This window comes from Mycobacterium sp. IS-2888 (assembly GCF_001954215.1).
Taxonomy (GTDB): Bacteria; Actinomycetota; Actinomycetes; order Mycobacteriales; family Mycobacteriaceae; genus Mycobacterium.
In genome coordinates, this window is record NZ_MBET01000099.1 from 118,541 (window position 1) to 136,578 (window position 18,038).

The following is an 18,038-nucleotide window of genomic DNA, read 5'->3' on the forward strand; positions in this document are numbered from 1 at the left end:
CGATCAAGTAGGAAGAACGAAAAGCCATGGCAGAGTTGACAATCTCGGCTGACGACATCCAAAGCGCGGTCGAGGAGTACGTAGGCTCCTTCACCTCCGACACCTCCCGTGAGGAAGTCGGTACCGTCGTCGACGCCGGGGACGGCATCGCGCACGTCGAAGGTTTGCCGTCGGTCATGACCCAGGAGCTGCTCGAGTTCCCGGGCGGGGTGCTCGGTGTCGCGCTGAACCTCGACGAGCACAGCGTCGGCGCGGTGATCCTGGGCGAGTTCGAGAAAATCGAAGAAGGCCAACAGGTAAAGCGCACCGGCGAAGTGTTGTCGGTCCCGGTCGGCGACGCGTTCCTGGGCCGGGTCGTCAACCCGCTGGGCCAACCGATCGACGGGCGCGGCGACATCGACACCGACGTGCGGCGCGCGCTGGAAATCCAGGCGCCGTCGGTGGTGCAGCGTCAAGGCGTGAAAGAGCCGCTGCAGACCGGGATCAAGGCCATCGACGCGATGACCCCGATCGGCCGCGGCCAGCGTCAGCTGATCATCGGCGACCGCAAGACCGGCAAGACCGCGGTCTGCATCGACACCATCCTCAACCAGCGGCAGAACTGGGAGTCGGGCGACGAGCGCAAGCAGGTGCGTTGCGTATACGTCGCTATCGGTCAGAAGGGCACCACCATCGCGGCGGTCCGCCGCGCGCTGGAAGAGGGCGGCGCGATGGACTACACCACCATCGTCGCGGCGCCCGCGTCAGACTCCGCCGGCTTCAAATGGCTTGCGCCCTATACCGGTTCGGCAATCGCCCAGCACTGGATGTATGACGGCAAGCATGTGCTGATCGTCTTCGACGATCTGAGCAAGCAGGCCGAGGCGTACCGCGCGATCTCCTTGCTGCTGCGCCGCCCGCCGGGCCGCGAGGCCTACCCGGGCGACGTGTTCTACCTGCACTCGCGGCTGCTGGAGCGTTGCGCGAAGCTTTCCGATGACCTGGGCGGCGGCTCGCTGACCGGGCTGCCGATCATCGAGACGAAGGCCAACGACATCTCGGCCTACATCCCCACCAACGTCATCTCGATCACCGATGGGCAGTGCTTCCTCGAGTCCGACCTGTTCAACCAGGGCGTCCGGCCCGCCATCAACGTCGGCGTCTCGGTGTCCCGCGTCGGTGGCGCGGCACAGATCAAGGCCATGAAAGAGGTCGCGGGCTCGCTGCGTCTCGACCTGTCGCAGTACCGCGAGCTGGAATCGTTCGCGGCCTTCGCGTCCGACTTGGACGCCACGTCCAAGGCACAGCTGGATCGCGGCGAACGGCTGGTCGAGCTGCTCAAGCAACGGCAGTACCAGCCCATGCCGGTCGAGGAGCAGGTGGTCTCGATCTTCCTGGGCACCGGCGGCCACCTGGACTCCGTGCCCGTCGAAGACGTCAGGCGCTTCGAAACCGAGCTGCTGGACCACATGCGGGCCTCCGAGGAGAAGTTCCTGGCCGGGATCCGCGACAGCCAGAAGCTCTCCGAAGAGGGCGAGAACCAGCTCACCGAGATCATCAAGCATTTCAAGAAGGGCTTCGCGGCCAGCGACGGCTCGTCCGTGGTGCCCGACGAGCACGTCGAGCCGATGGAAGAGGAGGAGCTGGAAAAGGAGTCGGTGCAAGTCAAAAAGGAGAAGCCCAAGGACCAGAAGGAATCCAAGGACTCCAAGAAGGACTCCAAGAAGGATTCCAAGAAGGACTCCGGCAAGGACAAGAAGTAGCTAACGATGGCTGCCACACTTCGCGAATTACGCGGCCGCATTCGGTCGGCGGGGTCGATCAAAAAGATCACCAAGGCTCAGGAGATGATCGCGACATCGCGCATCGGCAAGGCGCAGACCCGCCTGGACTCCGCGCGGCCGTACGCATTCCAGATCACCTCGACGCTCACCACCCTGTCCGCCGAGGCCGCCCTGGATCACCCCTTGCTGGTCGAGCGCGCGGAGCCGAAGCGGGCGGGCGTCCTGGTGGTGTCCTCCGACCGCGGTTTGTGTGGCGCGTACAACTCCAGCGTCTTCCGTCGCTCCGAGGAGCTGTTCTCCCTGCTACGGGAGGAAGGAAAGACGCCGGTTCTGTACACGGTGGGCCGTAAGGCGCTGAACTACTTCAAATTCCGCAACTGGGACATCACCGACTCGTGGACGGGATTCTCCGAGCAACCCAAGTACGAAAACGCCGCGGAGATCGGGTCCACTTTGGTCGATACCTTCATGAAGGGCGCGGGCGACGACGAGTCGGCGGACGACCAGGGCGACCAGGGGGTTGACGAACTGCACATCGTCTACTCGGAGTTCAAGTCGATGATGTCGCAGACGGCGGTGGCCCACCGGATCGCTCCGCTGGTGGTGGAGTACGTCGAGGAAGAACCCGAACTGCACACCCTGTATTCGTTTGAGCCCGATGCGACGACGCTGTTCGAAGCGTTGCTGCCGCGGTACCTGACCACCCGTGTGTACGCGGCGCTGTTGGAAGCCGCGGCATCGGAGCTGGCTTCCCGCCAACGTGCGATGAAGTCGGCCACCGACAACGCAGACGATTTGATCAAGGATCTGACGCTGATGGCGAACCGCGAGCGGCAGGCCCAGATCACCCAGGAGATCAGCGAAATCGTCGGTGGCGCAAACGCGCTCGCCGACGCTAAGTAGCACCACGAGGAAGAAGAAACATGACTGCCACTGACGAGAAGACCAAAGACGGCGGGAAGTCCGGGAACTCCGACACCAACGGCCGCGTGGTACGGGTCACCGGGCCCGTCGTCGACGTCGAGTTCCCGCGCGGCTCCGTCCCGGACCTGTTCAACGCGCTGAACGCCGACATCACCTTCGAGGAGCTCAAGAAGACCCTCACGCTCGAGGTTGCGCAGCACCTGGGCGACAACCTGGTGCGCACCATCTCGTTGCAGCCCACCGACGGCCTCGTGCGCGGCGTCGAGGTAACCGACAGCGGCAACTCGATCTCGGTGCCGGTCGGCGAGGGGGTCAAGGGCCATGTCTTCAACGCCCTCGGGTACTGCCTCGACAAGCCGGGGTACGGAGAAGAGTTCGACCACTGGTCGATTCACCGCAAACCCCCGGCGTTCGAAGAGCTCGAGCCCCGCACCGAGATGCTCGAGACGGGCCTGAAGGTCGTCGATCTGCTCACCCCCTACGTGCGTGGTGGCAAGATCGCGCTGTTCGGCGGCGCCGGCGTCGGCAAGACGGTGCTCATCCAGGAGATGATCAACCGTATTGCCCGAAACTTCGGTGGGACTTCGGTTTTCGCCGGGGTGGGGGAGCGCACCCGCGAGGGCAACGACCTGTGGGTCGAGCTCAAGGAAGCCGACGTGCTCAAGGACACCGCCCTGGTGTTCGGTCAGATGGACGAGCCGCCCGGCACCCGTATGCGGGTCGCACTGTCGGCGTTGACAATGGCCGAGTGGTTCCGCGACGAGGCGGGCCAGGACGTTCTGCTGTTCATCGACAACATCTTCCGGTTCACCCAGGCGGGATCCGAGGTGTCGACCCTGCTCGGTCGTATGCCTTCGGCGGTGGGATACCAGCCCACGCTGGCCGACGAGATGGGCGAGCTGCAGGAGCGCATCACCTCGACGCGAGGCCGCTCGATTACGTCGATGCAAGCGGTGTACGTGCCCGCCGACGACTACACCGACCCGGCGCCGGCGACGACGTTCGCACACCTGGACGCCACCACGGAGCTCTCGCGTTCGGTGTTCTCCAAAGGCATCTTCCCCGCCGTCGACCCGCTGGCGTCGAGCTCGACCATCCTCGACCCGGGTGTCGTCGGTGACGAGCACTACCGCGTGGCGCAGGAAGTCATCCGAATCCTGCAGCGCTACAAGGACCTTCAGGACATCATTGCCATCCTCGGTATCGATGAGTTGTCCGAAGAGGACAAGCAGCTGGTGCAGCGCGCCCGGCGCATCGAGCGGTTCCTCTCGCAGAACATGATGGCGGCCGAACAGTTCACCGGTCAGCCGGGTTCGACGGTGCCGGTCAAGGAGACCATCGAGGCATTCGACAAGCTGACCAAGGGCGACTTCGACCACATACCCGAGCAGGCCTTCTTCCTGATCGGTGGGCTCGACGACTTGGCCAAGAAAGCCGAAAGCTTCGGCGCCAAGCTGGATTCCTGAGGCTGAATCGAAAGGCGTTGTGGCATGGCGGAATTGAATGTTGAGATCGTCGCCGTCGACCGAAAGATCTGGTCGGGCGAGGCGACGTTCCTGTTCACCCGCACCACCGTCGGCGAAATCGGCATCCTGCCCCGCCACATCCCGCTGGTGGCGCAACTGGTCGACGACGCCATGGTGCGCGTCGAACGGGAAGGCGAAGACGATCTGCGCATCGCGGTGGACGGTGGGTTCCTCTCGGTAACCGAGGAGACCGTCACCGTTCTCGCCGAATCAGCGGAGTTCGAGTCGGAGATCGACGAGGCCGCCGCGAAGGAAGATTCGGAGTCCGACGATCCCCGCATCGCCGCGAGGGGCCGCGCCAGACTGCGCGCCGTCGGCGCGATCGACTGACCGCCGATGAGCGCGCCCATGGTCGGCATGGTCGTGCTCGTCGTCCTGTTAGCGGCGGCCGTCGTTGCGTTGAGTTATCGGCTGTGGAAGCTGCGCCAGGGCGGCACGGCGGGAATCATGCGAGACATCCCCGCGGTGGGTGGTCACGGCTGGCGGCACGGCGTGATCCGCTACCGCGGCGGCGAGGCCGCGTTCTACCGGTTGTCCAGCCTGCGTTTGTGGCCCGATCGTCGGCTCAGCCGGCGCGGTGTGGAGATCGTGGCCCGGCGTGCGCCGCGTGGCGACGAGTTCGACATCATGACCGACGAGATCGTCGTCCTAGAACTGCGCGACACCACGCAGGACCGCAGGTCCGGTTATGAGCTCGCCCTGGATCAGGGCGCGTTGACCGCGTTCTTGTCGTGGCTGGAGTCCCGCCCGTCGCCGCGCGCGCGTCGTCGCAGCGTCTGAAACCCCGGCGGCCGAGCCGATTTGGCCGCTCGCCTCAGCCTCCGGGCGCGCCGCCGCCGGGTTTCCAGAGCACATCTCCCTCGGGGTTGGCCACCCGCGACAGAATGAAAAGCAGATCCGAGAGCCGGTTGAGGTATTTCGCCGGCAGCACGTTGACGCCCTCCGGGTGGGAATCGACCGCGGCCCACGCCGACCGCTCGGCCCGCCGTACCACCGTGCGAGCGACGTGCAGCAGCGCCGACAACGCCGAACCACCCGGTAGCACAAAGGAATTCAAGGCCGGCAACGGCTCGTTGTATGTGTCGCACCACCGTTCGAGCCGGTCCACGTAGGCCTGGGTTACGCGCAGCGGGGGGTATTCGGGAGTTTCCACGACGGGGGTAGACAGGTCGGCGCCGGCGTCGAACAGGTCGTTCTGGATCTGGCGCAAGACGTCCGCGATTTCGTTGTCCGGCTGACCCAGGGCGATCGCCACGCCGATCGCCGAGTTGGCCTCGTCGCAGTCGGCGTACGCCACCAGCCGGGGGTCGTTTTTCGAGACCCGCGAGAAGTCGCTCAATCCAGTGGTCCCGTCGTCGCCGGTTCGCGTATAGATCCGGGTCAGGTGTATTGCCATGACAAAACGGTACCGGCTGCCGGACTTGACCTGACTGACAAGCCGAAACCGCTTCACTAGACTGACGCGGGTGTCTGAGCGATTCGTGGTGACCGGCGGCAACCGGTTGTCAGGCGAAGTCGCTGTCGGAGGCGCCAAGAACAGCGTGCTCAAGCTCATGGCCGCGACGCTGCTGGCCGAAGGCACCAGCACCATCACCAATTGCCCCGACATCCTCGACGTGCCGCTGATGGCGGAGGTTTTGCGTGGTTTGGGGGCGACCGTCGAACTGGACGGCGACACCGCCCGAATCACCTCACCCGACGAACCGAAGTACGACGCCGACTTCGCGGCGGTGCGCCAGTTCCGGGCCTCGGTGTGCGTGCTGGGGCCGCTGGTCGGGCGATGCAAGCGGGCCAGGGTCGCGCTGCCCGGTGGTGACGCGATCGGATCGCGCCCGCTCGACATGCATCAGGCGGGGCTGCGGCAGCTGGGCGCGCACTGCAACATCGAGCACGGATGCGTGGTGGCGCAGGCGGATGCACTGCGTGGCGCGGAGATTCAGTTGGAGTTTCCGTCGGTGGGGGCCACCGAGAACATCCTAATGGCTGCCGTCGTCGCCGAGGGTGTCACCACGATTCACAACGCCGCGCGGGAACCCGACGTGGTCGATCTGTGCACGATGTTGAACCAGATGGGCGCGCAGGTCGAAGGGGCGGGATCCCCGACGATGACCATCACCGGTGTTCCGCGACTTCATCCCACCGAGCACCGGGTGATCGGGGACCGCATCGTCGCGGCCACGTGGGGCATCGCCGCCGCTATGACTCGTGGGGACATCTCGGTGACGGGCGTTGACCCGGCGCATCTTCAGGTGGTGCTGCACAAATTGCACGACGCGGGCGCCACGGTCACCCAGACGGACAGCAGCTTCCGCGTGACCCAATACGAGCGTCCGAAGGCGGTCAACGTTGCGACGTTGCCGTTCCCGGGTTTCCCGACGGACCTGCAGCCGATGGCCATCGCCCTGGCGTCGATCGCCGACGGCACCTCGATGATCACGGAGAACGTTTTCGAAGCGCGCTTCCGGTTCGTCGAAGAGATGATCCGGCTCGGCGCGGACGCTCGCACCGACGGCCACCACGCGGTGGTGCGCGGCCTGCCACAACTTTCCAGCGCCCCGGTGTGGTGCTCGGACATCCGCGCCGGCGCCGGCCTGGTGCTCGCGGGGCTGGTCGCGGACGGCGACACTGAGGTGCACGACGTCTTCCACATCGACCGCGGCTACCCGCTGTTCGTGGAGAACCTGGCCATTTTGGGAGCCGAGATCGAACGGGTAGAGTAGTCGGAAGTTGTTGCCCAACAGGCGCGGTCGCCACTTGAAGCCGACCGAAACCGGGGCTTGACTCCTCTGCCGGACCTATATTAAGCTGGCAGGGTTGCCCCGAAGCGGGCGAAAACAAGCGTGAGTGTTGTTTGAGAACTCAATAGTGTGTTTGGTGGTTTTTATTTTTGTTGTTGTTTTTTGACCATACTTTGCACCCCCCGTGTGTGGGTATGGTCGTTTTTTGATGCCAGATATTGGCGTCTTGTCAGGTATCTCTGATTTGTAAATTCACCTCGTTATCGAGGGGTTTTTGTTTGGAGAGTTTGATCCTGGCTCAGGACGAACGCTGGCGGCGTGCTTAACACATGCAAGTCGAACGGAAAGGCCCCTTCGGGGGTACTCGAGTGGCGAACGGGTGAGTAACACGTGGGTAATCTGCCCTGCACTTCGGGATAAGCCTGGGAAACTGGGTCTAATACCGGATAGGACCATTTAGCGCATGCTTTATGGTGGAAAGCTTTTGCGGTGTGGGATGGGCCCGCGGCCTATCAGCTTGTTGGTGGGGTGACGGCCTACCAAGGCGACGACGGGTAGCCGGCCTGAGAGGGTGTCCGGCCACACTGGGACTGAGATACGGCCCAGACTCCTACGGGAGGCAGCAGTGGGGAATATTGCACAATGGGCGCAAGCCTGATGCAGCGACGCCGCGTGGGGGATGACGGCCTTCGGGTTGTAAACCTCTTTCACCATCGACGAAGGTCCGGGTTTTCTCGGATTGACGGTAGGTGGAGAAGAAGCACCGGCCAACTACGTGCCAGCAGCCGCGGTAATACGTAGGGTGCGAGCGTTGTCCGGAATTACTGGGCGTAAAGAGCTCGTAGGTGGTTTGTCGCGTTGTTCGTGAAATCTCACGGCTTAACTGTGAGCGTGCGGGCGATACGGGCAGACTGGAGTACTGCAGGGGAGACTGGAATTCCTGGTGTAGCGGTGGAATGCGCAGATATCAGGAGGAACACCGGTGGCGAAGGCGGGTCTCTGGGCAGTAACTGACGCTGAGGAGCGAAAGCGTGGGGAGCGAACAGGATTAGATACCCTGGTAGTCCACGCCGTAAACGGTGGGTACTAGGTGTGGGTTTCCTTCCTTGGGATCCGTGCCGTAGCTAACGCATTAAGTACCCCGCCTGGGGAGTACGGCCGCAAGGCTAAAACTCAAAGGAATTGACGGGGGCCCGCACAAGCGGCGGAGCATGTGGATTAATTCGATGCAACGCGAAGAACCTTACCTGGGTTTGACATGCACAGGACGCGTCTAGAGATAGGCGTTCCCTTGTGGCCTGTGTGCAGGTGGTGCATGGCTGTCGTCAGCTCGTGTCGTGAGATGTTGGGTTAAGTCCCGCAACGAGCGCAACCCTTGTCTCATGTTGCCAGCGGGTAATGCCGGGGACTCGTGAGAGACTGCCGGGGTCAACTCGGAGGAAGGTGGGGATGACGTCAAGTCATCATGCCCCTTATGTCCAGGGCTTCACACATGCTACAATGGCCGGTACAAAGGGCTGCGATGCCGTAAGGTTAAGCGAATCCTTTTAAAGCCGGTCTCAGTTCGGATCGGGGTCTGCAACTCGACCCCGTGAAGTCGGAGTCGCTAGTAATCGCAGATCAGCAACGCTGCGGTGAATACGTTCCCGGGCCTTGTACACACCGCCCGTCACGTCATGAAAGTCGGTAACACCCGAAGCCAGTGGCCTAACCCTTGGGAGGGAGCTGTCGAAGGTGGGATCGGCGATTGGGACGAAGTCGTAACAAGGTAGCCGTACCGGAAGGTGCGGCTGGATCACCTCCTTTCTAAGGAGCACCACGAAAAGCACTCCAATTGGTGGGGTGCAAGCCGTGAGGGGTTTTCGTCTGTAGTGGACGAAAGCCGGGTGCACAACAGCAAACGACCGCCAGACACACTATTGGGCCCTGAGGCAACACTCCGGTTTATCTGAGTGGTGTCCCCCCATCTTGGTGGTGGGGTGTGGTGTTTGAGTATTGGATAGTGGTTGCGAGCATCTAAGGATGCGCTGCCCTCGCGGTGGCGTGTCCATAAATGTGTAATTTTTATCTTTGGTTTTTGTGTTAGTAAGTGTCTAAGGGCGCATGGTGAATGCCTTGGCATCGAGAGCCGATGAAGGACGTGGGAGGCTGCGATATGCCTCGGGGAGCTGTCAACCGAGCGTTGATCCGAGGATTTCCGAATGGGGAAACCCAGCACGAGTTATGTCGTGTTACCCGTATCTGAATATATAGGGTGCGGGAGGGAACGCGGGGAAGTGAAACATCTCAGTACCCGTAGGAAGAGAAAACAATTGTGATTCCGCTAGTAGTGGCGAGCGAACGCGGAACATGGCTAAACCGCACGCATGCGATACCGGGTAGGGGTTGTGTGTGCGGGGTTGTGGGATTGATACGTCTCAGCTCTACCTGGCTGAGGGGCAGTCAGAAAGTGTCGTAGTTAGCGGAAGTGGCCTGGGATGGTCCGCCATAGACGGTGAGAGCCCGGTACGCGAAAACCCGGCACCTGCCTTGTATCAACTCCCGAGTAGCAGCGGGCCCGTGGAATCCGCTGTGAATCTGCCGGGACCACCCGGTAAGCCTAAATACTTCTCGATGACCGATAGCGGATTAGTACCGTGAGGGAATGGTGAAAAGTACCCCGGGAGGGGAGTGAAAGAGTACCTGAAACCGTGTGCCTACAATCCGTCAGAGCCTCCTTGTGGGGTGATGGCGTGCCTTTTGAAGAATGAGCCTGCGAGTCAGGGACATGTCGCGAGGTTAACCCGTGTGGGGTAGCCGCAGCGAAAGCGAGTCTGAATAGGGCGTATCCCCGTAAGGGGTGTAGTGGCGTGTTCTGGACCCGAAGCGGAGTGATCTACCCATGGCCAGGGTGAAGCGCGGGTAAGACCGCGTGGAGGCCCGAACCCACTTAGGTTGAAGACTGAGGGGATGAGTTGTGGGTAGGGGTGAAAGGCCAATCAAACTCCGTGATAGCTGGTTCTCCCCGAAATGCATTTAGGTGCAGCGTTACGTGTTTCACCACGGAGGTAGAGCTACTGGATGGCCGATGGGCCCTACTAGGTTACTGACGTCAGCCAAACTCCGAATGCCGTGGTGTATAGCGTGGCAGTGAGACGGCGGGGGATAAGCTCCGTACGTCGAAAGGGAAACAGCCCAGATCGCCGGCTAAGGCCCCAAAGCGTGTGCTAAGTGGAAAAGGATGTGCAGTCGCAAAGACAACCAGGAGGTTGGCTTAGAAGCAGCCACCCTTGAAAGAGTGCGTAATAGCTCACTGGTCAAGTGATTGTGCGCCGACAATGTAGCGGGGCTCAAGCACACCGCCGAAGCCGCGACAACCGCAAGGTTGGGTAGGGGAGCGTCCCCCATTCCGCGAAGCCGCCGGGTGACCGGTGGTGGAGGGTGGGGGAGTGAGAATGCAGGCATGAGTAGCGATAAGGCAAGTGAGAACCTTGCCCGCCGTAAGACCAAGGGTTCCTGGGCCAGGCCAGTCCGCCCAGGGTGAGTCGGGACCTAAGGCGAGGCCGACAGGCGTAGTCGATGGACAACGGGTTGATATTCCCGTACCCGTGTGTGAGCGTCCCTGACGAATCAGCGGTACTAACCACCCAAATCCGGATCGACCATTCCCCTTCGGGGGCGTGGAGTTTCGGGGCTGCGTGGGAACTTCGCTGGTAGTAGTCAAGCAATGGGGTGACGCAGGAAGGTAGCCGTACCAGTCAGTGGTAATACTGGGGCAAGCCTGTAGGGAGAGCGATAGGCAAATCCGTCGCTCACTAATCCTGAGAGGTGATGCATAGCCGGTTGAGGTGAATTCGGTGATCCTCTGCTGCCAAGAAAAGCCTCTAGCGAGCACACACACGGCCCGTACCCCAAACCAACACAGGTGGTCAGGTAGAGCATACCGAGGCGTACGAGATAACTATGGTTAAGGAACTCGGCAAAATGCCCCCGTAACTTCGGGAGAAGGGGGACCGGCATACCGTGAACAGCTTTTCGCTGGGAGCGGGAACCGGTCGCAGAAACCAGTGAGAAGCGACTGTTTACTAAAAACACAGGTCCGTGCGAAGTCGCAAGACGATGTATACGGACTGACGCCTGCCCGGTGCTGGAAGGTTAAGAGGACCCGTTAACCCGCAAGGGTGAAGCGGAGAATTTAAGCCCCAGTAAACGGCGGTGGTAACTATAACCATCCTAAGGTAGCGAAATTCCTTGTCGGGTAAGTTCCGACCTGCACGAATGGCGTAACGACTTCTCAACTGTCTCAACCATAGACTCGGCGAAATTGCACTACGAGTAAAGATGCTCGTTACGCGCGGCAGGACGAAAAGACCCCGGGACCTTCACTACAACTTGGTATTGGTGTTCGGTACGGTTTGTGTAGGATAGGTGGGAGACTTTGAAGCAGTTACGCCAGTAATTGTGGAGTCGTTGTTGAAATACCACTCTGATCGTATTGGACACCTAACGTCGAACCGTATATCCGGTTCACGGACAGTGCCTGGCGGGTAGTTTAACTGGGGCGGTTGCCTCCTAAAATGTAACGGAGGCGCCCAAAGGTTCCCTCAACCTGGACGGCAATCAGGTGTTGAGTGTAAATGCACAAGGGAGCTTGACTGCGAGACCTACAAGTCAAGCAGGGACGAAAGTCGGGATTAGTGATCCGGCACCCCCGAGTGGAAGGGGTGTCGCTCAACGGATAAAAGGTACCCCGGGGATAACAGGCTGATCTTCCCCAAGAGTCCATATCGACGGGATGGTTTGGCACCTCGATGTCGGCTCGTCGCATCCTGGGGCTGGAGCAGGTCCCAAGGGTTGGGCTGTTCGCCCATTAAAGCGGCACGCGAGCTGGGTTTAGAACGTCGTGAGACAGTTCGGTCTCTATCCGCCGCGCGCGTCAGAAACTTGAGGAAACCTGTCCCTAGTACGAGAGGACCGGGACGGACGAACCTCTGGTACACCAGTTGTCCCACCAGGGGCACCGCTGGATAGCCACGTTCGGACAGGATAACCGCTGAAAGCATCTAAGCGGGAAACCTTCTCCAAGATCAGGTTTCTCACCCTTTTAGAGGGATAAGGCCCCCCGCAGAACACGGGATCGATAGGCCAGACCTGGAAGCCCAGCAATGGGTGCAGGGAACTGGCACTAACCGGCCGAAAACTTACCAACACATATCGCAACCACGATCCAACGCCTGGCAGTAATGCCGTGGCGCACCACACCCCCCACCAATACATTTAAATAGAGTTACGGCGGCCACAGCGACAGGGAAACGCCCGGTCCCATCCCGAACCCGGAAGCTAAGCCTGTCAGCGCCGATGATACTGCCCCGTTAGGGTGGAAAAGTAGGACACCGCCGAACATACACAAAAACACCCCCGGCAACGGGGGTGTTTTTGCATTTGACGTCGGGTGCAACCTAGTCGAATAACGTCAAATTCGCCGACGTGCGTCTTTTCTCCAATTCCAGCAGGGTTCGCTTCCGATCCAGCCCGCCGCCGTACCCGGTGAGGCTGCCGCTGGCACCGATCACGCGATGGCAGGGAACGACGATCGCGATGGGATTGTGGCCGTTGGCCAATCCGACGGCGCGCGCGGCGCCGGGGGCGCCGATCTGTTCGGCGATTTCGCCGTACGACCTGGTTTCCCCGTACGGAATCGTCAGCAGCGCCTTCCACACCCGCTGCTGGAATTCGCTGCCCCGCAGATCCAGCTCGAGGTCGAAATCGGTGAGTTCGCCGGCGAAATAGGCGCCGAGCTGGTCGACGGCATCATTGAATGCTTTGGGATCGGCCGACCAGTCCGTTCGTTTGGGCTCGTAGGTCTGATCGACCATCCGCAGGTTGGTCAACGCCGAGCCGTGCCCGGCCAACGTCAACGGGCCGATCGGGCTGTCGATGGTGCGGTAGCTGATCATGCAACCTCCTGAGGTGGCCAATGGTTCACCGGATGCTCGAGCGTGGTCCACAGGTGCTGGACGGCATAGGACCGCCAGGGTCGCCAGCGGGCACTGTGGTCGAGCAAGGTCCGTTCATCGCTGGGCAGGCCGAGCCGCTCGGCGGCGAGCCGAAGTCCCAGGTCGCTCGCCGGGAACGCGTCCGGGTCGCCGAGGCCGCGCATCGCAATCACTTCGGCGGTCCAGGGGCCGATCCCCGGCAGGGCGAGCAATTGCCTTCGCGCGCTTTCCCATTCGCTTCCGCTGTCCAGCACGACGGTTCCGTCGGCGAGGCCGGCGATCAGGGCGCTGAGTGTGCGCTGTCTTGCCTTGGGGACCGCCAGATGGACGGGATCGATCTCGGCGAGTTCCTCGACGGACGGGAATGTATGAGTCAGTGTGCCCGCGGCATCGTCAAGGGGCCGGCCGTACGCGGCAACCAGCCGGGCGGCATGCGTGCGCGCGGCCTTGGTGGATACCTGCTGCCCGAGTACCGCGCGCACGGCGAGTTCGGCCTCGTCGACGGTGCGGGGAATGCGTTGTCCGGGCGCCTTGGCGACCACCGGGCACAGGTCGGGGTCGCGGCTGAGCGCGTCCACGACCGCTTCGGGATCGGCGTCGAGGTCCAGCAAACGCCGGCAGCGGGCGATCGCGGTGGTGAGGTCGCGGAAGTCGTCGAGCACCAGCACGCAGCGGACGTGGTCGACGGCCGGTGTCAGGGTGACCACGGCGCTGCCGGAGGGCAGCCGCAGGCTGCGCCGGTACGCACCGTCGCGGACCTCCTCGCAGCCGGGTACCGCGCCGGCGGCCAGGTGACCGAATGCGCCCTCGTAGGCGAACGGGGTGCGCACCGGAAGTCGAAGACTCACCGCCCCAGGCGAATTCGCATCGGACCGTCCCGCCGCCTGTTTGCGCAGCGTCGTCGGTGTGCTCTCGAACACCAGCCGGACGGTGTCGTTGAACTGACGGATGCTGGAAAACCCGGCGGCGAATGCGACGTCGCCGAACGGCAGCTGTGTGGTCTCGATCAACACTCGGGCCGTCTGCGCGCGCTGCGCGCGGGCCAGCGCCAGCGGACCCGCGCCGAGCTCGGCCTGCAAAAGCCGCTCGAGCTGGCGGGTGGTGTAGCCGAGACGGGCGGCGAGGCCGCCGACGCCGTCACGGTCCACGGTGCCGTCGGCGATCAGCCGCATCGTGCGCGCGACGACGTCGCCGCGCACGTTCCATTCGGGCGAGCCCGGGGACGCGTCGGGGCGGCAGCGCTTGCAGGCCCGGAAGCCCGCCCGTTGCGCTGCCGCCGCGGTCGGGTAGAACCGCACGTTACGGGCAAAAGGAGGCCGCACCGGGCAGCTGGGCCGGCAGTAGATGCGCGTCGTCAGGACCGCGGTGACGAACCACCCGTCGAACCGGGCGTCCTTGGACTGGACCGCGCGGTAGCAGCGTTCGAAATCTTCGTGCACGCTTCAACAGTTACACCTGCCCGCCGACAAAACTGGCGGAAAACCGACATGGTGGTGGGCGGGCCGTGAACCCGAACGTCCGCAAAGGAGCCCTCATGACCGAGCCGCAACCCATCGCCGTGGAGAACTTCTCCCACGCGTGTATCGGCGTCTCCGACATGGAGAGGTCGTTGGCGTTCTACACGGCGGTGCTGGGCATGGATGTCGTTTTCGATGTCGAGCTGGAGGGAGCCGGACTCGACGCGGTGACGGGTGGCGCCGCACAGAACGGCCGCATGATCGGGGGGCTGATCGGCGGCGCGATGGTCGAGCTGCTCTTTCTCGGTAAACTGCCCGCTGCCCCGGCGGGGCCGCACCTTGGCTATACGAATATCTCGTTCCGCGTCGCCGACCTGGACGACGCGTACGAAACGCTGCGGCGTCAGCATCCCGGCGTGCGTACCGAGGCGGCGGTCGACATCGGTGGGGTGCGAATGTTCTTCGTCTACGACCCCGACGGCACCCCAGTCGAAATACTCGAGCTGCCCGCGGGCGCGCGCACCACGTTGGAGCTCTGGCGGCCTTAGCCGCCGGTCGGCACGGCCAACCGGACGGGATTGTCGTGGCCACGGAGCGTCACGGTGTCACCCAAAGACCAACGGGCACTTTCTTTTTCGCTTGCGGCCTGCAAGGTGTCGGCGGTTGCCAGCAATCGGCCCGGGTGCGACTTGGCCAGTTCGCACAGCCGGGCGGCCTCGTTGACCGGTTCGCCGATCACGGTGTATTCGAACCGTTCCTGCGCGCCGACGTTGCCCGCGACGACCTGGCCCGCCGCCACGCCGACGCCGGCGTCCAGGTCGGACATTTCGCTGGCAAGCCGCTTGCAGATGGCCCGGCTAGCGGCCAGCGCTTCGTCCTCGGGATTCTCCAGGCGATTCGGCGCGCCGAAGATGGCCAGCGACGCGTCGCCCTCGAACTTGTTGACCAGCCCGCAATGACGATCCACCTCCTCGACGACGATCGCGAAAAACCGGTTGAGGACCCGGACGACCTCGGCCGGGGGGTGGCTGGTCACCAATTGCGTGGAGCCGACGATATCGATGAAAACGACTGCGACATGGCGTTCTTCGCCGCCCAGTTTGGGCCGCTCGCGTTCCGCGGCCAGGGCGACTTCGCGGCCGACGTGCCGGCCGAAAAGGTCGCGCACGCGCTCGCGTTCACGCAAACCGTCGACCATTCGGTTGAAACCACGCTGCAGCTCACCGAGTTCGGTGCCGTCGAAAACCACCAGGTTGCCGCGAAGGTTGCCCTCCTCGACGCGCTTGAGGGCGGCGCGCACCACCCGCACCGGTGTCGCCGTCAGCCAGGCCAGGATCCACATCAGGACGCAACCGAAGATCAGCGTGGCCGAGGAAATGATCAGCACGCCGACCGCGAACTGGGTTTCGGTGAGATTACCCAGCAGCACCTCGAAGAATGCCAGGAGGGCGATGCCGATGACGGGCACGCCGGAGCCAAGGAACCAGACCATCATCGTCCGGCCCATGATTCCCGCTGTCAGCCGCCGCGGCGGTGGTCCCGCTTCAAGCGCCTGGGCGGCCACCGGCCGGAGCGCGAACTCGGCGAGCAGGTAACTACCGGTGGCGACCAGAACCCCGCAAAAGCTCACCCCGAACAGGAACCGCGGGATGAACAGGGTGTTGACGAGGCCGTAGGCAATCGTCGCCAGCACCGCGCCGACCCCCCACAGCACGAGGTCCACCAGGGCGATTCGCCACGGCGCTATGAAAGTGTTGCGCTCGTCCTTACGGGTCGGAGCGCGGCCCTCGATAGCCCACCGCAGTGCGAGTACGGTGCGCCGGGTAATCCAAAAGGCGCCCAGCGCGAACGCGACCGCGAGATAGGCCGGCACGGCTGCGAATGTGAGCCACGCCGGCGCATCGTCGAACACGCTGGGTTCGGGAATGGCGACCGCCACCAATAGCAGAACGACCCCGACGCCGAGCAGGTTGGCCCCCAGGACGAGGACAGTCAGGATGATTTGGATGCGTACTCGCCGGCGGCGCTGGCTCTCCGACACCTGGCCGAGAAGCAGGGAGCCGTAGGCAGGCGTTTCCGTCAGGCGCCCGCTTTGACGGGTCACCCTTTCCAGCACCCGGCCTATCCGTTGGGCCAGGGTCTTGTTGGCCGACATGGTGGCGCCAGCCTATTTGTCTGTCGCGCTCTAAGGTGAGTCGGGTGCGCCTCGTCATCGCCCAATGCACCGTCGACTACGTCGGCCGACTCACCGCGCATCTGCCTTCCGCGCGCAGATTGCTGCTGTTCAAGGCGGACGGTTCGGTCAGCGTGCACGCCGATGACCGCGCCTACAAGCCGCTGAACTGGATGAGTCCGCCGTGCTGGTTGAGCGAAGACGCCAGCGGCGAGGTGCCGGTGTGGGTGGTGGAGAACAAGGCGGGCGAGCAGCTGCGCATCACCGTCGAGCAGATCGAGCACGATTCCAGCCACGACCTCGGCGTCGACCCCGGTCTGGTGAAGGACGGCGTCGAGGCTCACCTGCAGGCACTGCTCGCTGAGCACGTTCAACTGCTGGGCGAGGGATACACGTTGGTTCGCCGGGAGTACATGACGGCGATCGGCCCCGTCGATCTGCTGTGCCGCGACGAACTCGGTGGTTCGGTCGCGGTGGAAATCAAGCGGCGCGGTGAGATTGACGGCGTGGAGCAGCTGACCCGCTATCTCGAATTGCTCAATCGTGACACCCTGCTGGCGCCGGTGAAAGGGGTGTTCGCCGCTCAGCAGATCAAGCCGCAGGCGCGAACGCTGGCCACCGATCGCGGGATCCGTTGCATAACACTGGATTACGACAAGATGCGCGGGATGGACAACGACGAGTACAGGCTGTTCTGATGTGTCCGCGCCGCAAACCGCCACCGCGACGACAGCCGGAAGGGCCGCCGGCAATGCTGCGTCGTATCGAAACAGGGTCGGATGGGTACGAGTACGAAGTGCGCCCGGTAGCCGCGGCTCGCGCCGTCAAGACCTACCGCTGTCCCGGATGTGACCACGAAATCCGTTCCGGCACTGCGCATGTGGTGGTGTGGCCGGCTGATTCACCCGCGGCCGTCGAGGACCGGCGGCATTGGCACACGCCGTGCTGGACCAACCGCGCCAAGCGCGGCCCGACCCGAAAGTGGTCTTAGTCGCCGGGCTTTAGGAGGCCGGCTCCACCAACTCGATCAGGACGCCGCCTGCGTCCTTGGGGTGGATGAAGTTGATCCGCGAGTTTGCTGTGCCGCGCCGGGCTGCGTCGTAGACGAGTCGCACGCCCTGCTCACGCAGCTGCTCGCAGATGGTGTCCAGATCGCTGACCCGAACGGCCATCTGCTGAATGCCCGGCCCGCGCTTCTCCATGAACTTCGCGATCGTCGACGAGTCGTCGAGCGGGGCCATCAGCTGGAGCTGCGCGGTGGTACCGGGGACGGCCAGCATCGCCTCGCGAATTCCCTGGTCATCGTTGACTTCCTCGTGCACCAGGATCATGCCGAGGTGGTCGTGATACCAGGTGATTGCGGCGTCGAGGTCGGCGACCGCAATGCCGACGTGATCCAGGCCGGTCACCAAGGAGGTTGCCAGGAGGTGACGGGCGTCAACTTGATCGGTCGTCATCACATCACGGTAACGTGGCGGCAAA

The 18,038-nt window shown here is 63.1% G+C and carries 14 protein-coding genes and 3 rRNA genes; 12 read left to right on the plus strand and 5 right to left on the minus strand.

Annotated features, from left to right (window positions below):
- Positions 1 to 26 precede the first annotated feature (26 nt).
- The 5 genes from atpA to A5745_RS19410 are packed head-to-tail and all read left to right on the plus strand — an operon-like array spanning position 27 to position 4,993.
- Positions 27 to 1,742: a F0F1 ATP synthase subunit alpha gene (gene atpA / locus A5745_RS19390; protein WP_076118180.1), complete on the plus strand. Its 1,716-nt coding sequence runs from the start codon at positions 27 to 29 to the stop codon at positions 1,740 to 1,742.
- A gap of 6 nt (positions 1,743 to 1,748) precedes the next feature.
- Positions 1,749 to 2,666 (plus strand): F0F1 ATP synthase subunit gamma, encoded by a 918-nt coding sequence (locus tag A5745_RS19395; protein ID WP_076060292.1) that lies wholly within the window; start codon positions 1,749 to 1,751, stop codon positions 2,664 to 2,666.
- A gap of 20 nt (positions 2,667 to 2,686) precedes the next feature.
- On the plus strand, positions 2,687 to 4,153 hold the full coding sequence (gene atpD, locus A5745_RS19400; protein ID WP_076060294.1) for a F0F1 ATP synthase subunit beta: 1,467 nt from the start codon (positions 2,687 to 2,689) through the stop codon (positions 4,151 to 4,153).
- Positions 4,154 to 4,177: 24 nt separating this feature from the next.
- Positions 4,178 to 4,543, plus strand: a complete 366-nt coding sequence (locus A5745_RS19405; RefSeq protein ID WP_076060295.1) for a F0F1 ATP synthase subunit epsilon — start codon at positions 4,178 to 4,180, stop codon at positions 4,541 to 4,543.
- A gap of 6 nt (positions 4,544 to 4,549) precedes the next feature.
- On the plus strand, positions 4,550 to 4,993 hold the full coding sequence (locus A5745_RS19410) for a DUF2550 domain-containing protein (RefSeq protein ID WP_076060297.1): 444 nt from the start codon (positions 4,550 to 4,552) through the stop codon (positions 4,991 to 4,993).
- A 34-nt stretch (positions 4,994 to 5,027) separates the two neighbouring features.
- Here the strand turns inward: A5745_RS19410 and A5745_RS19415 are convergent, their stop codons facing one another.
- On the minus strand, positions 5,028 to 5,609 hold the full coding sequence (locus A5745_RS19415; protein WP_076118326.1) for a cob(I)yrinic acid a,c-diamide adenosyltransferase: 582 nt from the start codon (positions 5,607 to 5,609) through the stop codon (positions 5,028 to 5,030).
- Positions 5,610 to 5,679: 70 nt separating this feature from the next.
- Between A5745_RS19415 and murA the strand changes: the two genes are divergently transcribed.
- From murA to rrf, 4 genes are all read left to right on the plus strand, one after another.
- Positions 5,680 to 6,933, plus strand: a complete 1,254-nt coding sequence (murA, locus tag A5745_RS19420) for a UDP-N-acetylglucosamine 1-carboxyvinyltransferase (protein WP_076060299.1) — start codon at positions 5,680 to 5,682, stop codon at positions 6,931 to 6,933.
- 293 nt (positions 6,934 to 7,226) lie between these two features.
- Positions 7,227 to 8,757 (plus strand): 16S ribosomal RNA (locus A5745_RS19425).
- A 277-nt stretch (positions 8,758 to 9,034) separates the two neighbouring features.
- Positions 9,035 to 12,139 (plus strand): 23S ribosomal RNA (locus A5745_RS19430).
- A gap of 79 nt (positions 12,140 to 12,218) precedes the next feature.
- A 5S ribosomal RNA gene (rrf, locus tag A5745_RS19435) occupies positions 12,219 to 12,332 on the plus strand.
- The 16S, 23S and 5S rRNA genes sit together here, the layout of an rRNA operon.
- Positions 12,333 to 12,389: 57 nt before the next feature.
- Here rrf and A5745_RS19440 read toward each other — a convergent pair.
- Together A5745_RS19440 and A5745_RS19445 are read right to left on the minus strand one after the other, a co-directional pair.
- Positions 12,390 to 12,887: a methylated-DNA--[protein]-cysteine S-methyltransferase gene (locus A5745_RS19440; RefSeq protein ID WP_076118182.1), complete on the minus strand. Its 498-nt coding sequence runs from the start codon at positions 12,885 to 12,887 to the stop codon at positions 12,390 to 12,392.
- Positions 12,884 to 14,365 carry a DNA-3-methyladenine glycosylase 2 family protein gene (locus tag A5745_RS19445; protein WP_076118184.1) on the minus strand — a complete coding sequence of 494 codons (1,482 nt, stop codon included), beginning with the start codon at positions 14,363 to 14,365 and terminating at the stop codon, positions 12,884 to 12,886. Before A5745_RS19445 ends, A5745_RS19440 begins: the two co-directional genes overlap by 4 nt.
- Before the next feature lie 95 nt (positions 14,366 to 14,460).
- On the opposite strand from A5745_RS19445, the gene A5745_RS19450 reads away from it, so the two are divergent.
- Complete coding sequence (locus A5745_RS19450; protein WP_076118328.1) at positions 14,461 to 14,931, plus strand: VOC family protein; 471 nt, start codon at positions 14,461 to 14,463, stop codon at positions 14,929 to 14,931.
- Here A5745_RS19450 and A5745_RS19455 read toward each other — a convergent pair.
- The gene (locus A5745_RS19455; RefSeq protein WP_076118186.1) at positions 14,928 to 16,538 is read right to left on the minus strand and encodes an adenylate/guanylate cyclase domain-containing protein; all 1,611 of its coding nucleotides are present in this window, start codon (positions 16,536 to 16,538) and stop codon (positions 14,928 to 14,930) included. The genes A5745_RS19450 and A5745_RS19455 overlap by 4 nt on opposite strands.
- 44 nt (positions 16,539 to 16,582) lie before the next feature.
- Here A5745_RS19455 and nucS point away from each other — a divergent pair, with 44 nt between their 5' ends.
- Positions 16,583 to 17,254, plus strand: a complete 672-nt coding sequence (gene nucS / locus A5745_RS19460) for an endonuclease NucS (RefSeq protein ID WP_076060306.1) — start codon at positions 16,583 to 16,585, stop codon at positions 17,252 to 17,254.
- Positions 17,254 to 17,547 carry a hypothetical protein gene (locus tag A5745_RS19465; RefSeq protein WP_076118188.1) on the plus strand — a complete coding sequence of 98 codons (294 nt, stop codon included), beginning with the start codon at positions 17,254 to 17,256 and terminating at the stop codon, positions 17,545 to 17,547. The genes nucS and A5745_RS19465 overlap by 1 nt, the downstream gene beginning before the upstream one ends.
- A 10-nt stretch (positions 17,548 to 17,557) precedes the next feature.
- On the opposite strand, the gene mce is transcribed toward A5745_RS19465, so the two are convergent.
- Positions 17,558 to 18,016, minus strand: a complete 459-nt coding sequence (gene mce, locus A5745_RS19470) for a methylmalonyl-CoA epimerase (RefSeq protein WP_139329694.1) — start codon at positions 18,014 to 18,016, stop codon at positions 17,558 to 17,560.
- Between the last annotated feature and the right edge of the window lie 22 nt (positions 18,017 to 18,038).

Bases quoted from the DNA above. Each gene is read 5' to 3' on its own strand.
- atpA (WP_076118180.1), top strand. From the start codon at position 27: ATGGCAGAGTTGACAATCTCGGCTGACGACATCCAAAGCGCGGTCGAG.
- A5745_RS19395 (WP_076060292.1), top strand. From the start codon at position 1,749: ATGGCTGCCACACTTCGCGAATTACGCGGCCGCATTCGGTCGGCGGGG.
- atpD (WP_076060294.1), top strand. From the start codon at position 2,687: ATGACTGCCACTGACGAGAAGACCAAAGACGGCGGGAAGTCCGGGAAC.
- A5745_RS19405 (WP_076060295.1), top strand. From the start codon at position 4,178: ATGGCGGAATTGAATGTTGAGATCGTCGCCGTCGACCGAAAGATCTGG.
- A5745_RS19410 (WP_076060297.1), top strand. From the start codon at position 4,550: ATGAGCGCGCCCATGGTCGGCATGGTCGTGCTCGTCGTCCTGTTAGCG.
- A5745_RS19415 (WP_076118326.1), bottom strand. From the start codon at position 5,609: ATGGCAATACACCTGACCCGGATCTATACGCGAACCGGCGACGACGGG.
- A5745_RS19440 (WP_076118182.1), bottom strand. From the start codon at position 12,887: ATGATCAGCTACCGCACCATCGACAGCCCGATCGGCCCGTTGACGTTG.
- A5745_RS19450 (WP_076118328.1), top strand. From the start codon at position 14,461: ATGACCGAGCCGCAACCCATCGCCGTGGAGAACTTCTCCCACGCGTGT.
- A5745_RS19455 (WP_076118186.1), bottom strand. From the start codon at position 16,538: ATGTCGGCCAACAAGACCCTGGCCCAACGGATAGGCCGGGTGCTGGAA.
- A5745_RS19465 (WP_076118188.1), top strand. From the start codon at position 17,254: ATGTGTCCGCGCCGCAAACCGCCACCGCGACGACAGCCGGAAGGGCCG.